This window comes from Streptomyces sp. NPDC058877, assembly GCF_042742855.1.
Classification (GTDB): domain Bacteria; phylum Actinomycetota; class Actinomycetes; order Streptomycetales; family Streptomycetaceae; genus Streptomyces.
The window spans coordinates 1-14,246 of the sequence record NZ_JBHYMF010000175.1; the positions used below are offsets into that span (position 1 = coordinate 1).

14 protein-coding genes are annotated in these 14,246 nt (G+C 70.1%); 1 reads left to right on the top strand and 13 read right to left on the bottom strand.

Translation table 11 applies throughout. The features are described from left to right. From ACFW2Y_RS28830 to pyrR, 13 genes are all read right to left on the bottom strand, one after another. Positions 1-299, bottom strand: a 299-nt coding sequence (locus ACFW2Y_RS28830; RefSeq protein WP_384885050.1) for an S-adenosylmethionine synthetase N-terminal domain-containing protein, incomplete at its 3' end; no start/stop codon positions are given. A gap of 277 nt (positions 300-576) precedes the next feature. Beyond that, on the bottom strand, positions 577-1,797 hold the full coding sequence (coaBC, locus tag ACFW2Y_RS28835; protein WP_384885052.1) for a bifunctional phosphopantothenoylcysteine decarboxylase/phosphopantothenate--cysteine ligase CoaBC: 1,221 nt from the start codon (positions 1,795-1,797) through the stop codon (positions 577-579). 102 nt (positions 1,798-1,899) lie between these two features. Next, positions 1,900-2,172: a DNA-directed RNA polymerase subunit omega gene (rpoZ, locus tag ACFW2Y_RS28840; RefSeq protein ID WP_030810584.1), complete on the bottom strand. Its 273-nt coding sequence runs from the start codon at positions 2,170-2,172 to the stop codon at positions 1,900-1,902. Positions 2,173-2,200: 28 nt separating this feature from the next. Next, a complete protein-coding gene (gene gmk / locus ACFW2Y_RS28845; protein ID WP_384885054.1) occupies positions 2,201-2,764 on the bottom strand; it encodes a guanylate kinase in 564 nt (187 codons plus the stop codon). A gap of 49 nt (positions 2,765-2,813) precedes the next feature. Further along, positions 2,814-3,137, bottom strand: a complete 324-nt coding sequence (locus tag ACFW2Y_RS28850) for an integration host factor (protein ID WP_030693098.1) — start codon at positions 3,135-3,137, stop codon at positions 2,814-2,816. A 297-nt stretch (positions 3,138-3,434) separates the two neighbouring features. Further along, positions 3,435-4,247, bottom strand: coding sequence for an orotidine-5'-phosphate decarboxylase (gene pyrF, locus ACFW2Y_RS28855; RefSeq protein WP_384885067.1), 813 nt, complete (start codon positions 4,245-4,247; stop codon positions 3,435-3,437). A gap of 74 nt (positions 4,248-4,321) precedes the next feature. Continuing rightward, complete coding sequence (locus ACFW2Y_RS28860; protein ID WP_384885056.1) at positions 4,322-5,431, bottom strand: quinone-dependent dihydroorotate dehydrogenase; 1,110 nt, start codon at positions 5,429-5,431, stop codon at positions 4,322-4,324. A gap of 75 nt (positions 5,432-5,506) precedes the next feature. Beyond that, positions 5,507-8,815 (bottom strand): carbamoyl-phosphate synthase large subunit, encoded by a 3,309-nt coding sequence (gene carB, locus ACFW2Y_RS28865; RefSeq protein WP_384885057.1) that lies wholly within the window; start codon positions 8,813-8,815, stop codon positions 5,507-5,509. Further along, positions 8,808-9,974: a glutamine-hydrolyzing carbamoyl-phosphate synthase small subunit gene (gene carA, locus ACFW2Y_RS28870; protein WP_384885058.1), complete on the bottom strand. Its 1,167-nt coding sequence runs from the start codon at positions 9,972-9,974 to the stop codon at positions 8,808-8,810. The genes carB and carA overlap by 8 nt, the downstream gene beginning before the upstream one ends. After that, entirely contained in the window at positions 9,971-10,552 is a 582-nt protein-coding gene (locus ACFW2Y_RS28875) for a hypothetical protein (RefSeq protein WP_384885060.1), read from the bottom strand. The genes carA and ACFW2Y_RS28875 overlap by 4 nt, the downstream gene beginning before the upstream one ends. Next, a complete protein-coding gene (locus tag ACFW2Y_RS28880; protein ID WP_384885062.1) occupies positions 10,549-11,835 on the bottom strand; it encodes a dihydroorotase in 1,287 nt (428 codons plus the stop codon). The genes ACFW2Y_RS28875 and ACFW2Y_RS28880 overlap by 4 nt, the downstream gene beginning before the upstream one ends. A gap of 2 nt (positions 11,836-11,837) precedes the next feature. Further along, positions 11,838-12,827, bottom strand: a complete 990-nt coding sequence (locus ACFW2Y_RS28885) for an aspartate carbamoyltransferase catalytic subunit (RefSeq protein ID WP_384885064.1) — start codon at positions 12,825-12,827, stop codon at positions 11,838-11,840. Positions 12,828-12,912: 85 nt separating this feature from the next. Beyond that, positions 12,913-13,479: a bifunctional pyr operon transcriptional regulator/uracil phosphoribosyltransferase PyrR gene (gene pyrR, locus ACFW2Y_RS28890; RefSeq protein ID WP_384885065.1), complete on the bottom strand. Its 567-nt coding sequence runs from the start codon at positions 13,477-13,479 to the stop codon at positions 12,913-12,915. A 245-nt stretch (positions 13,480-13,724) separates the two neighbouring features. Between pyrR and bldD the strand changes: the two genes are divergently transcribed. After that, positions 13,725-14,225, top strand: coding sequence for a transcriptional regulator BldD (bldD, locus tag ACFW2Y_RS28895; RefSeq protein ID WP_015032294.1), 501 nt, complete (start codon positions 13,725-13,727; stop codon positions 14,223-14,225). Positions 14,226-14,246: the final 21 nt, after the last annotated feature.

Consider the following 14,246-nt stretch of genomic DNA (forward strand, 5'->3'; position numbering starts at 1 on the left):
GACTGCGATCCGATGGACACCGACACGCCGCAGGAGGCGCCGTCGAAGCCCTTCTTCGAGGAGTCGTAGCCGATCTCGAGGATCTTGTTCCGGACGAGGGTCGGGATGTCCGCCCACGCCTTGGTCGTCACCTCACCGGCGACGTGCACCAGGCCGGTGGTGATCAGCGTCTCGACGGCGACGCGCGAGGTGGGGTCCTCGCGCAGCAGTGCGTCGAGAATGGTGTCGCTGATCTGATCAGCGATCTTGTCGGGGTGACCCTCGGTGACGGATTCCGAGGTGAACAGACGACGGGACACAACGCTCCCTGGGGTTGCAGCGGCTGCTGGCTACTCGTGACGCGGACCGGCAGGGGGCTGCGCCCCGCGACGTTCCACGAACAGTCTATCGGTCACGGTCGGACAATGGACCAGGTGTCTCGCCTGGCGAATGCCGGCGAGCGTACGGAACCGGCCTCCGGCAAGGCAGACCTGCCCGCCCGGATGGGGCGCAAATCACTCGCAGGGCGACGATTCACGCGCCTGGAGGAGCATCGTCGCGCCGGTCGCGCACCCCGGGGCACGGGGAGCGGATACGTCAGGTCACGGGACGCAGCCGCGGCAGGACCAGATCCCAGACCGTCTCGGCGAGCGCTTCCTTGGGCCCGTACGGCACGGGCGTCTCGGTGCCGTCCGAGGCCAGGACGACGGCCTCGTTCTCCTCCGAGCCGAAGGTCTTGCGCTCCCCCACCTCATTGACGACGAGCAGGTCACAGCCCTTCCTGCGGAGCTTGGCACGGCCGTTGGCAAGGACGTCGTCGGTCTCGGCGGCGAAGCCGACGACCACCTGTCCGGGCAGGGCACGGTCGGCCGACAGCTCGGCGAGGACGTCGGGATTGCGGACGAGCTCGACCGTCGGAGCACCCCCGTCGTCCTTCTTCTTGATCTTTCCGGAGGCGTAGACGGCCGGCCGGAAGTCGGCGACGGCGGCGGCCATCACGACCGCGTCGGCGTCGGCGGCTGCCTTGACCACCGCCTCGCGGAGCTGGACGGCGGTGCCGACGTGGACCACGTCGACCCCGGCCGGGTCGGCGATGCCGGTGTTCGCCTCGACCAGGGTGACGCGGGCACCGCGGGCGGCAGCCGCCTTGGCGAGGGCGTAGCCCTGCTTCCCCGAGGATCGGTTGCCGAGGTAGCGAACGGGGTCGAGGGGTTCGCGGGTGCCGCCCGCGCTGACCACGACGTGGCGTCCGGCGAGGTCGGGGACGGCGCTGCCGCGGGTGAGGACCCGCCGGCAGACCTCGAAGATCTCGACCGGGTCGGGGAGCCGGCCCTTGCCGGTGTCGACGCCGGTGAGGCGGCCGACCGCGGGCTCGATGACGACGGCGCCGCGGCGGCGCAGGGTGGCCACGTTCTCCTGGGTCGCCGGGTGCTCCCACATCTCGGTGTGCATGGCCGGGGCGAAGACGACGGGACAGCGGGCGGTGAGCAAGGTGTTGGTGAGCAGGTCGTCGGCGAGGCCGTGGGCGGCCTTGGCAAGCATGTCGGCGGTGGCGGGGGCGACGACGACCAGGTCGGCACCCTGGCCGATCCGCACGTGCGGGACCTCGTGGACGGACTCCCACACCTCGGTCGAGACGGGGTTGCCCGAGAGCGCGGACCAGGTGGCGGCGCCGACGAAGTGGAGCGCGGAATCGGTGGGGACGACGCGCACGTCGTGGCCCGATTCGGTGAGCCGACGGAGCAGCTCGCACGCCTTGTAGGCGGCGATGCCGCCGCTCACGCCCAGAACGACCTTCGGCTTGGCTCCTGCGCCCATTGTTGCTCCCCGCACTCGGATGCGTACGACTCCATGAGACACCACGGGCCCGGCGGATGTTCCGCCGGGCCCGTGGTGACAGATGCGACTCGCGTCGTGCGCTTACTGAACGGGGCCTTCGATGGCCTCGGACGTCAGCAGACCCGCATTGATCTCGCGCAGCGCGATCGAGAGCGGCTTCTCGTGGACGTGGGTGTCGACGAGCGGACCCACGTACTCCAGCAGGCCCTCGCCGAGCTGGGAGTAGTACGCGTTGATCTGACGCGCGCGCTTGGCCGCGTAGATCACGAGGCTGTACTTCGAGTCCGTGGCCTCGAGCAGCTCGTCGATCGGCGGGTTGATGATGCCCTCGGGCGCGGTGATGGAAGAGGACACGCTCTACCTTCCGAAGATGGAAAAAAGATCAGACAACGTGCATCAACGTTAGCAGCTCGCGTGCGACGTCCTCGACGGAGGTGTTGACGAGGGTGGTGTCGAACTCCGACTCCGCCGCCAACTCGACCTTCGCGGCGTCCAGCCGACGCTCGATGACCTCGGGCGACTCGGTGCCGCGACCGGTGAGCCGGCGGACCAGTTCCTCCCAGCTCGGCGGGGCCAGGAAGACCAGCTGGGACTCCGGCATGGAGTCCTTGACCTGTCGGGCGCCCTGGAGGTCGATCTCCAGGAGCACGGGTTCTCCCGCATCCAAGCGCTCAAGGACCGCGCCCCGCGGAGTGCCGTAGCGGTTGCCCGCGAACTCGGCCCACTCGAGGAGTTCACCGTTGGCGATCAGCTTGTCGAACTCGTCGTCCGTGACGAAGAAGTAGTGGACGCCGTGCTTCTCGCCGGGGCGGGGCTTCCGGGTCGTCGCCGACACCGAGAGCCAGACCTCGGGGTGGACCTTGCGCATATGAGCGACGACCGTGCTCTTGCCGACCCCTGAGGGGCCGGAGAGCACGGTCAGTCGCGGACGTGCCTCTGCTGCCATGCAGCGATTATTCCAGCTCTCCCGGCATGCCCGGGACGCGTGTCCCGGATCAGGCTCCGGTGCTGCCGAACTCGCGCTCCAGCGAAGCGATCTGGTTGGAACCGAGGCCACGGACCCGACGGCTCTCGGAAATGCCGAGCCGCTCCATGATCTGCTTGGCGCGGACCTTGCCGACGCCGGGCAGCGACTCGAGCAGGGCGGAGACCTTCATCTTGCCGATGACGTCGTTCTCCTGACCACTCTTGATGACCTCGTGGAGGGAGGCGCCGGAGTGCTTGAGTCGATTCTTGACCTCGGCCCGCTCCCGGCGAGCCGCGGCGGCCTTTTCAAGCGCGGCTGCGCGCTGTTCAGGGGTAAGGGGCGGAAGAGCCACGCCTACGTCACCTCGGATGTCGATCTGTCGGATACGGACCGGTGGGGAACCTCAGTCGCCCCTCACCAGCGGAGCACGGTTCAGCGGAGTGGCCGTTGAACGCCTGCCCTGCCCCGGAGACTAGCGGCCAAGGCCGCTCCAGTCAGCGAGAACAGCAGAAAAGTCCTGGTCAGGATCGACCGACCAGGACTTTTCAGGCAAAACGACCCGGTTTTGAGCCAAGTTTTCGTCAAGGAGTGAGACGGCTCACCATCGGGGCCCCGTCCGCTCCGACCTGCGGATTGTCCGGGCGGGCGATCAGCCGGCGACGGCGGCCCGGATCTCGTCCGCGTAGCGGAGTGCCGAGTCCCGCAGCGCGACCGCGTCCGGCCCGTTCCGCAGGACCCCGCGGCTGACGTTCGGGACGACGTTGCCGACGGCCGCGCCGAAGACCGCCGGCAGGTCCGCGGCGGTGGCCCCCTGGGCACCGATGCCGGGAGCCAGGAGCGGACCGTTGATGTCCAGGTCGAAGGAGGACAGGTCGCCGAGGGTGGCGCCGACGACCGCGCCGAAGGAGCCCATCGGGAACTCCCCCGCGTTCTCCTCGGCGAGGTGGGCCAGCATCGTCGCGCCGATCGTCCGACCGTCCTCGCGGACCGCCCGCTGGACCTCCGCGCCCTCCGGGTTGGAGGTGAGCGCCAGGACGAAGAGGCCGGCGCCGGATTCCCTGGCCAGGTCGACCGCCGGCTTCAGCGAGCCGTAGCCGAGGTACGGGGAGACCGTCAGCGCGTCGGAGAAGAGCGGGGAGTCCTTGCGCAGGAAGGTCTCGGCGTACGCGGCCATGGTGGAGCCGATGTCGCCGCGCTTGGCGTCCATGACGACCAGGCCGCCCGCCGTCCGCAGCTCGGCGACGGCACGCTCCAGGACGGCGATGCCGCGCGAGCCGAAGCGCTCGAAGAAGGCGGACTGGGGCTTGAAGACGGCCACGGTCTCGGCGAGCGCCTCGACGACGGTGAAGGTGAAGCGCTCCAGACCGCCGATGTCGTCGGTCAGGCCCCAGGAGTCGAGCAGGGCCGCGTGCGGGTCGATGCCGACGCAGAGCGGGCCGCGCTCGTCCATGGCGGAGCGCAGACGGGCACCGAAGCTCGGGGACCGCCCGGAGGGCGTCGACGAGGGGCGGGGGTCGGACGGTGACGGGAGGGCGGTCACTGGACGGCCTTTCGGTTGTCGGCGCCGACGGCCTCGGCGAGGGTGGCGTACGGGGAGGCCGCGAGCCGTGCGGCGAGGCCCTTGTGGATCGCGCGGGCGTAGAACGGGCCCTCGTAGATGAAGGCGCTGTAGCCCTGGATCAGGGTGGCGCCGGCGAGGATGCGCTGCCAGGCGTCCTCGGCGTTCTCGACGCCGCCGACGCCCACCAGGACCAGGCGGTCCCCCACGCGTGCGTGGAGTCGGCGCAGGACGGCGAGGGAGCGTTCCTTGACGGGTGCGCCGGACAGGCCACCGGTCTCCTTGACCAGTGCGGGATCGGACTTCAGCCCGAGGCCCTCGCGCGCGATGGTGGTGTTGGTGGCGATGATTCCGTCGAGGCCGAGCTCCAGGGCGAGGTCGGCGACCGCGTCGACGTCCTCGTCGGCCAGGTCTGGGGCGATCTTGACCAGCAACGGGACGCGGCGGTCGGTGACCGTCCGGTCGGCCGCCTCGCGGACCGCGGTGAGGAGGGGACGCAGCGACTCGGTGGCCTGGAGGTTGCGCAGTCCGGGGGTGTTCGGAGAGGAGACGTTGACGACGAGGTAGTCGGCGTGGGCGGCGAGGCGCTCGGTGGACTTCACGTAGTCGGCGGCGGCCTCGGACTCGGGAACGAGCTTGGTCTTGCCGATGTTCACGCCGACGACGGTCCTGAAGACCGGCGTACGGGCGGCGAGGCGCTCGGCGACGGCGGCGGAGCCCTCGTTGTTGAAGCCCATGCGGTTGATCAGGGCGCGGTCCGGGACGAGCCGGAAGAGGCGCTTCTTGGGGTTGCCCGGCTGGGCCTCGCCGGTGACCGTGCCGATCTCGACATGGTCGAAGCCGAGCATCGACATGCCGTCGATGGCGACGGCGTTCTTGTCGAAGCCGGCGGCGAGCCCGAAGGGGCCGTGCATGCGCAGGCCGAGCGCCTCGGTGCGCAGCTCGGTGTGACGGGGGGCGAGGACGGCGGCGACGAAGGTGCGGAGCACCGGGATGCGGGCGGCGATGCGGATCCAGCGGAAGGCCAGGTAGTGGGCCTCCTCGGGGTCCATGCGCTTGAAGACGAGGTCGAAGAAGAACTTGTACATGGTTCTCGGGTCCAGGTGTGCTCATGACGAGGGGGACACCGCAGGTGCTCGGTGTCCCCCTCGTCGTTCGGGCTGTTAGTCGCGGGCCGCGGTCAGGTGCTCCGCGTGTTCCTGGAGCGACCGGACGCCGACGTCGCCGTGGTTGAGCGCGTCGATGCCCTGGACGGCCGCGGCGAGCGCCTGGACCGTGGTGAGGCAGGGGACGCTGCGCGCCACCGCGGCCGTACGGATCTCGTAGCCGTCGAGACGGCCGCCGGTGCCGTACGGGGTGTTGACGATCAGGTCGACCTGGCCCTCGTGGATGAGCTGGACGATGGTCTTCTCGCCGTTCGGGCCCTCGCCCTCGCTGAGCTTGCGGACGACCGTGGCGTTGATGCCGTTGCGCTTGAGCACCTCGGCGGTGCCGGAGGTGGCGAGCAGTTCGAAGCCGTGCGCGACGAGCTCGCGGGCCGGGAAGATCATCGAGCGCTTGTCACGGTTGGCCACCGAGATGAACGCGCGGCCCTTGGTGGGCAGCGGGCCGTAGGCACCGGCCTGCGACTTGGCGTAGGCCGTGCCGAAGACCGCGTCGATGCCCATGACCTCGCCGGTGGAGCGCATCTCCGGTCCGAGGACGGTGTCGACGCCGCGGCCGTGCACGTCGCGGAAGCGCGACCACGGCATCACGGCCTCCTTGACGGAGATCGGCGCGTCGAGCGGCAGGGTGCCGCCGTCGCCGCTCTTCGGCAACAGGCCTTCGGCGCGCAGCTCGGCGATGGTGGCGCCGAGCGAGATGCGGGCGGCGGCCTTCGCCAGCGGCACCGCGGTCGCCTTCGAGGTGAAGGGGACGGTCCGGGAGGCGCGCGGGTTGGCCTCCAGGACGTAGAGGATGTCACCGGCCATGGCGAACTGGATGTTGATCAGTCCGCGGACGCCGACGCCCTTGGCGATGGCCTCGGTGGAGGCGCGCAGGCGCTTGATGTCGAAGCCGCCCAGGGTGATCGGGGGGAGCGCACAGGCCGAGTCGCCGGAGTGGATGCCGGCCTCCTCGATGTGCTCCATGACCCCGCCGAGGTAGAGCTCCTCGCCGTCGTAGAGGGCGTCGACGTCGATCTCGATGGCGTCGTCGAGGAAGCGGTCGACCAGGACCGGCCGGGTGGGGCTGATCTCGGTGGACTCGGCGATGTACGACTCCAGGCGGGCCTCGTCGTACACGATCTCCATGCCACGGCCACCGAGCACGTACGAGGGGCGCACGAGGACGGGGTAGCCGATCTCGTCGGCGATGGCCTTGGCACCGGCGAAGGTGGTCGCGGTGCCGTGCTTGGGGGCGGGCAGGCCCGCTTCGGCGAGGACGCGGCCGAAGGCACCGCGGTCCTCGGCGGCGTGGATGGCCTCCGGGGAGGTGCCGACGATCGGCACGCCGTTGTCCTTGAGTGCCTGGGACAGGCCCAGCGGGGTCTGTCCGCCGAGCTGGACGACGACACCGGCGACGGGGCCGGCCAGGCTCTCGGCGTGGACGATCTCCAGGACGTCCTCCAGGGTGAGCGGCTCGAAGTAGAGCCGGTCGGAGGTGTCGTAGTCGGTGGAGACGGTCTCCGGGTTGCAGTTGACCATCACGGTCTCGTAGCCCGCGTCGCTGAGCGCGAAGGAGGCGTGGACGCAGGAGTAGTCGAACTCGATGCCCTGACCGATGCGGTTCGGGCCGGAGCCCAGGATGATCACCGCGGGCCTCTCGCGCGGGGCGACCTCGCTCTCCTCGTCGTACGAGGAGTAGAAGTACGGGGTCTTGGCGGCGAACTCGGCGGCACAGGTGTCGACGGTCTTGTAGACCGGGCGGACGCCGAGGGCGTGCCGGACCTCGCGGACGACGTCCTCGCGCAGGCCGCGGATCTCGGCGATCTGGGCGTCGGAGAAGCCGTGCCGCTTGGCCTCGGTGAGCAGCTCGGGGTGGAGCTTCTCGGCGGCGGCCAGCTCGTCGGCGATCTCCTTGATCAGGAAGAGCTGGTCGACGAACCACGGGTCGATCTTCGTGGCGTCGAAGACCTCCTGCGGGGTGGCGCCGGCACGGATGGCCTGCATGACGGTGTTGATGCGACCGTCGGTGGGGCGGACCGATGCGCGCAGCAGTTCGGTCTTGTCGCCGGGCTCACCGGTGAAGCCGAACTGGGAGCCCTTCTTCTCCAGGGAGCGCAGGGCCTTCTGGAGCGCCTCGGTGAAGTTGCGGCCGATGGCCATGGCTTCGCCGACGGACTTCATGGTGGTGGTGAGGGTGGAGTCGGCCTGCGGGAACTTCTCGAAGGCGAAGCGCGGGGCCTTGACGACGACGTAGTCGAGGGTGGGCTCGAAGGACGCCGGAGTCTTCTCCGTGATGTCGTTCGGGATCTCGTCCAGCGTGTAGCCGACGGCGAGCCGGGCGGCGATCTTGGCGATCGGGAAGCCGGTCGCCTTGGAGGCGAGCGCGGAGGAGCGGGAGACGCGCGGGTTCATCTCGATGACGATGATCCGGCCGTCGTCGGGGTTGACCGCGAACTGGATGTTGCAACCGCCGGTGTCGACGCCGACCTCGCGGATGATCGCGATGCCGATGTCGCGGAGCCGCTGGTACTCGCGGTCGGTGAGCGTCATCGCCGGGGCGACGGTGATGGAGTCGCCGGTGTGGACGCCCATCGGGTCGAAGTTCTCGATGGAGCAGACGACCACGACGTTGTCGTGCTTGTCGCGCATGAGCTCCAGCTCGTACTCCTTCCAGCCGAGGATGGACTCCTCCAGGAGCACCTCGGTGGTCGGGGAGAGCGTGAGGCCCTGTCCGGCGATGCGGCGCAGCTCGTCCTCGTCGTGGGCGAAGCCGGAGCCGGCGCCGCCCATGGTGAAGGAGGGGCGGACGACGACGGGGTAGCCGCCGAGCTCCTCGACGCCCTTGAGCACGTCGTCCATGGAGTGGCAGATGACGGAGCGGGCGGACTCGCCGTATCCGATCTTGGCCTTGACGGCCTCGACGACGCCCTTGAAGAGGTCGCGGTCCTCCCCCTTGTGGATGGCCTCGACGTTGGCGCCGATGAGCTCCACGCCGTACTTCTCCAGCACGCCCTGCTCGTGCATCGAGATCGCGGTGTTGAGGGCGGTCTGGCCGCCGAGGGTGGGCAGGAGGGCGTCGGGGCGCTCCTTGGCGATGATCTTCTCGACGAACTCGGGGGTGATCGGCTCGACGTACGTGGCGTCGGCGATCTCCGGGTCGGTCATGATCGTGGCCGGGTTGGAGTTGACCAGGATGACCCGCAGGCCCTCGGACTTGAGGACCCGGCACGCCTGGGTTCCGGAGTAGTCGAACTCGGCGGCCTGGCCGATGACGATCGGGCCGGAGCCGATGACCAGGACGGACTGGATATCGGTGCGCTTAGGCACGCTCGGCCTCCATCAGGGATACGAAGCGGTCGAAGAGGTACGCGGCGTCGTGCGGGCCGGCAGCCGCCTCGGGGTGGTACTGGACGGAGAAGGCCGGCTGGTCGAGCAGCTGGAGGCCTTCCACGACGTTGTCGTTCAGGCAGACGTGGGAGACCTCGGCACGCCCGTAGGGGGTGTCGGAGACCTTGTCGAGGGGCGCGTCGACGGCGAAGCCGTGATTGTGCGCGGTGACCTCGACCTTTCCGGTGGTGCGGTCCTGCACCGGCTGGTTGATGCCCCGGTGGCCGTACTTCAGCTTGTAGGTGCCGAATCCGAGGGCGCGGCCGAGGATCTGGTTGCCGAAGCAGATCCCGAAGAGGGGGGTCTTGCGTTCGAGGACGGCCCGCATGACGGCGACGGGGCCGTCCGCGGTGGCCGGGTCGCCGGGGCCGTTGGAGAAGAAGACTCCGTCGGGGTCGACGGCGTAGATGTCCTCGGCGGTGGCGGTGGCGGGGAGGACGTGGACCTCGATGCCGCGCTCGGCCATCCGGTGCGGGGTCATTCCCTTGATGCCGAGGTCGACGGCGGCGACGGTGAACTTCTTCTCGCCGATCGCGGGGACGACGTAGGTCTCCTTGGTGGCGACCTCGGCGGAGAGGTCGGCGCCCTTCATCTGGGGCTGCGCCTGGACCTTGGCCAGCAGGGCGGCGTCGGCGGCGGCGCCCGTGCCGGAGGGGCCCAGCAGGGCGGGGCCGGAGAAGATGCCGACGCGCATGGCACCGCGCTCGCGCAGGTGGCGGGTGAGGGCGCGGGTGTCGATGCCGGAGATGCCGACGACGCCCTGGCGCTGCAGCTCCTCGTCCAGCGAGCGCTGCGCGCGCCAGTTGGAGGAGACGCGGGCGGGGTCGCGGACCACGTAGCCGGAGACCCAGATGCGACCGGACTCGGGGTCCTCGTCGTTGACGCCGGTGTTGCCGACGTGCGGGGCCGTCATGACCACGACCTGGCGGTGGTACGACGGGTCGGTGAGGGTCTCCTGGTAGCCGGTCATGCCGGTGGAGAAGACGGCCTCGCCGAAGGTCTCCCCCACGGCCCCGTAGGCACGGCCGCGGAAGGCGCGGCCGTCCTCCAGGACGAGTACGGCGGGAACCTGTGCGGCTCCCCTGGTGGAGGTCGTCATCGTGCGATGCCTTCCGTCGTGGTGGTTACGGGGTTCATGGAGTTGATGGCCTCGACCCAGGCGGTGTGCTCGGCCGCGCGGTCGGACCGGAAGCCGGAGTCGATCGGCTTGCCGCCGTGCTCCCAGGTGATGACCAGGAGCCCGCCCTCGGCGAGGACCTTGCCGGCGATGCCCTTGTCGAGGCGGGCCTCGCGCAGGGCGGCGGCCGGCACGAAGAAGTCGTTCGCCCCGGGGCGCACGACCTCGATCCCGGCGTCGGTGAGCCTGAGCTCGACGCGACTGCGGGTGCCGAGTCCGTGGGCCACGATCCGGTCGAGCCACTGTCCCGCGGTCGTGGACCCGTGGTAGCGCCCGCTGAGAGTCAGTGTGGCCTCACCGGTCGACTCCGGCGCGGTGGGCAGCTCGGGCAGGTCCGACTGGAGGCTGCCGCGCCACTTCCATCCCTGGCGCATGAGCCAGTACACGAAGGCGACGAAGAGCAGCAGTCCGGCGACCCAGCCGAGCCGTCCGGCCCAGTCGGTCACCTCCGCCGACTTCTGTTCGACAGCCTCTGCGGCGATTGCGATGAGTGGTGTCACGCCAGCTTCCCGTCCACGACCGTTGCCCGGCCCCGCAGGAAGGTGTGGGTGACGCGTCCCGGCAGCTCGCGGCCCTCGTAGGGGGTGTTGCGGCTGCGGGAGGCGAAGTCCGCGGGGTCCACGACACCACGGTAAGCCGGATCGACCAGCGTCAGGTTGGCGGGCTCACCAGCCGAGACGGGACGCCCGTGCCCCTTGGCCTGCCCGATCCTGGCGGGCGCGAAGGACATCCGGTCGGCGACGCCGGCCCAGTCGAGCAGGCCGGTCTCGACCATCGTCCGCTGGACGACGGAGAGGGCTGTCTCCAGGCCGACCATGCCCATGGCGGCGGCGGCCCACTCGCAGTCCTTGTCCTCGTGCGGGTGCGGGGCGTGGTCGGTGGCGACGATGTCGATCGTGCCGTCGGCGAGGGCCTCGCGCAGCGCCATCACGTCCCGCTCGGTGCGCAGCGGCGGGTTGACCTTGTAGACCGGGTTGTACGTGCGGACCAGCTCGTCCGTGAGGAGGAGGTGGTGCGGGGTGACCTCGGCGGTGACGTCGATGCCGCGGGACTTGGCCCAGCGGACGATCTCGACGGAGCCGGCGGTGGAGAGGTGACAGATGTGGACGCGGGAGCCGACGTGCTCGGCGAGGAGGACGTCGCGGGCGATGATCGACTCCTCGGCGACGGCCGGCCAGCCGCCGAGGCCGAGCTCGGCGGAGACGATGCCCTCGTTCATCTGCGCGCCCTCGGTGAGGCGCGGCTCCTGGGCGTGCTGGGCGACGACGCCGCCGAAGGCCTTCACGTACTCCAGGGCGCGGCGCATGATGACGGCGTCGTCGACGCACTTGCCGTCGTCGGAGAAGACCGTGACGCCGGCGGCGGAGTCGTGCATGGCGCCGAGCTCGGCGAGCTTCTTGCCCTCCAGGCCGACGGTGACGGCGCCGATCGGCTGGACGTCGCAGTAGCCGTGCTCCTGTCCGAGCCGGTAGACCTGCTCGACCACGCCGGCCGTGTCGGCGACCGGATGGGTGTTGGCCATGGCGAACACGGCGGTGTAGCCACCGGAGGCGGCGGCCCGGGTGCCGGTGAGGACGGTCTCGGAGTCCTCTCGGCCGGGCTCCCGCAGGTGGGTGTGGAGGTCGACCAGGCCGGGCAGCAGGATCTGGCCCTCGGCCTCGATCACGGTCGCGCCCTCGGCCGACAGGTCGGAGCCGATCTCGGCGATGGTCTCTCCGTCGACCAGGACGTCCTGGACGTCGCCGCCGAGGACCTGCGCACCGCGGATCAGGATCTTGCTCATGATTACTTGTTCTCCTCGGTGCGGATGGCGCTGGGGGCGGGGGCGGCGGAGTCGTTGCCGCCGAGCAGCAGGTAGAGGACGGCCATGCGGATGGAGACGCCGTTGGCGACCTGCTCGATGACCGTGCAGCGGTCGGAGTCGGCGACCTCTGCGGTGATCTCCATGCCGCGGACCATGGGGCCGGGGTGCATGACGATGGCGTGCTCGGGCATCTTGGCCATCCGGTGGCCGTCCAGCCCGTACCGGCGCGAGTACTCGCGCTCGGTGGGGAAGAAGGCGGCGTTCATCCGTTCGCGCTGCACACGCAGCATCATCACCGCGTCGGACTTCGGCAGCACGCCGTCGAGGTCGTACGAGACCTCGCAGGGCCAGGTCTCGACGCCGACGGGGACCAGGGTGGGCGGGGCCACCAGGGTGACCTCGGCCCCGAGGGTGTGCAGCAGGTCGACGTTGGAACGGGCGACGCGGCTGTGCAGGACGTCGCCGACGATCGTGATGCGGCGGCCGGCCAGGTCCTTGCCGAGGCCGGCGTCGCGGCCGACCAGGCGGCGGCGCATGGTGAAGGCGTCGAGGAGGGCCTGGGTGGGGTGCTGGTGGGTGCCGTCGCCGGCATTGATGACGGGGGCGTCGATCCAGCCGGAGGTGGCGAGGCGGTAGGGAGCGCCGGAGGCGCTGTGCCGGATGACGACCGCGTCGACGCCCATGGCCTCCAGGGTCTGCGCGGTGTCCTTCAGGGACTCTCCCTTGGAAACGCTGGAGCCCTTGGCCGCGAAGTTGATCACGTCGGCGGAGAGGCGCTTCTCGGCGGCCTCGAAGGAGATCCGGGTCCGGGTGGAGTCCTCGAAGAAGAGGTTGCAGACGGTCCTGCCCCGCAGGGTCGGGAGCTTCTTGATGGGCCGGTCGGCCACCCGGGCCATCTCCTCGGCGGTGTCGAGGATCAGGACGGCGTCGTCGCGGGTGAGGTCGGCGGCCGAGATGAGGTGACGCATCATCGGTGTTTCTCTCCGTGGTGGGGAGGTGAAAGGGCATGCCGGGGCACAGGGGTGTGCTCCGGGCCCGGGCGGGAAGCCGGTCCGGTTAGGCCGTGGGCTTGGAACCGAGCAGGACGGTGTCGCGACCGTCTTCCTCGGCGAGCTGGACCTTGACCGTCTCCCGCAACGACGTGGGGAGGTTCTTGCCGACGTAGTCGGCGCGGATCGGCAGCTCGCGGTGGCCCCGGTCGACGAGGACGGCGAGCTGGACGGCGCGCGGGCGGCCGATGTCGTTGAGGGCGTCGAGGGCGGCGCGAATGGTGCGGCCGGAGAAGAGCACGTCATCGACGAGGACGACGAGACGGCCGTCGATGCCGTCACCGGGGATCTCGGTGCGGCCGATGGCGCGGGCGGGCTTCATCCGCAGGTCGTCCCGGTACATGGTGATGTCGAGGGAACCGACCGGGATCTTGGCGCCGGTGATCGATTCGAGCTTCTCGGCGAGCCGGCGGGCGAGGAAGACGCCCCGGGTGGGAATGCCGAGCAGGACCACGTCGTCGGCGCCCTTGGCGCGCTCGACGATCTCGTGGGCGATGCGGGTCAAGACCCTTGCGATGTCGGAGGCCTCTAGCACGGGCCGGGCGTCATCGCCGTACTGCTGCTGGGTGTCCATGGGAAACGGACCTCCTTCTCCGCCTCACGGGACGGTTCTTAAAGGACGTCGGATTTGCGCCGTTCACTTTACCAGGGGCGGACGGGCGTGTCCCACGCTCCCCTCCTCCCTCTCCGGGCGCCGTCCCCCGAGAGGAGGCGGTACGGACCTTTCGGCTTGACGGGTAGGTGTAACGCTGCGTAACCTCACAGTGAGTTACCAGCCGCGCGGCGCAGCCGCATGTCGTCACAGCGTCCGGGAGCGTTATGTCCAGCGAATACGCAAAGCAGCTCGGGGCCAAACTCCGTGCCATCCGCACCCAGCAGGGTCTGTCCCTCCACGGGGTGGAGGAGAAGTCCCAGGGCCGCTGGAAGGCGGTCGTGGTCGGCTCCTACGAGCGCGGGGACCGCGCGGTGACCGTGCAGCGCCTTGCCGAGCTGGCCGACTTCTACGGGGTGCCGGTGCAGGAGCTCCTGCCGGGCACGACCCCGGGCGGGGCCGCCGAGCCCCCGCCGAAGCTGGTCCTGGACCTGGAGCGACTGGCCCACGTGCCGCAGGAGAAGGCCGGCCCGCTCCAGCGCTACGCGGCGACGATCCAGTCCCAGCGCGGCGACTACAACGGCAAGGTGCTGTCGATCCGGCAGGACGACCTGCGCACCCTCGCCGTGATCTACGACCAGTCCCCCTCGGTCCTCACCGAGCAGCTGATCAGCTGGGGCGTGCTGGACGCGGACGCGCGCCGCGCGGTCGCCCACGAGGAGAACTGAGCCCCTCACGAGGTCCTAGCA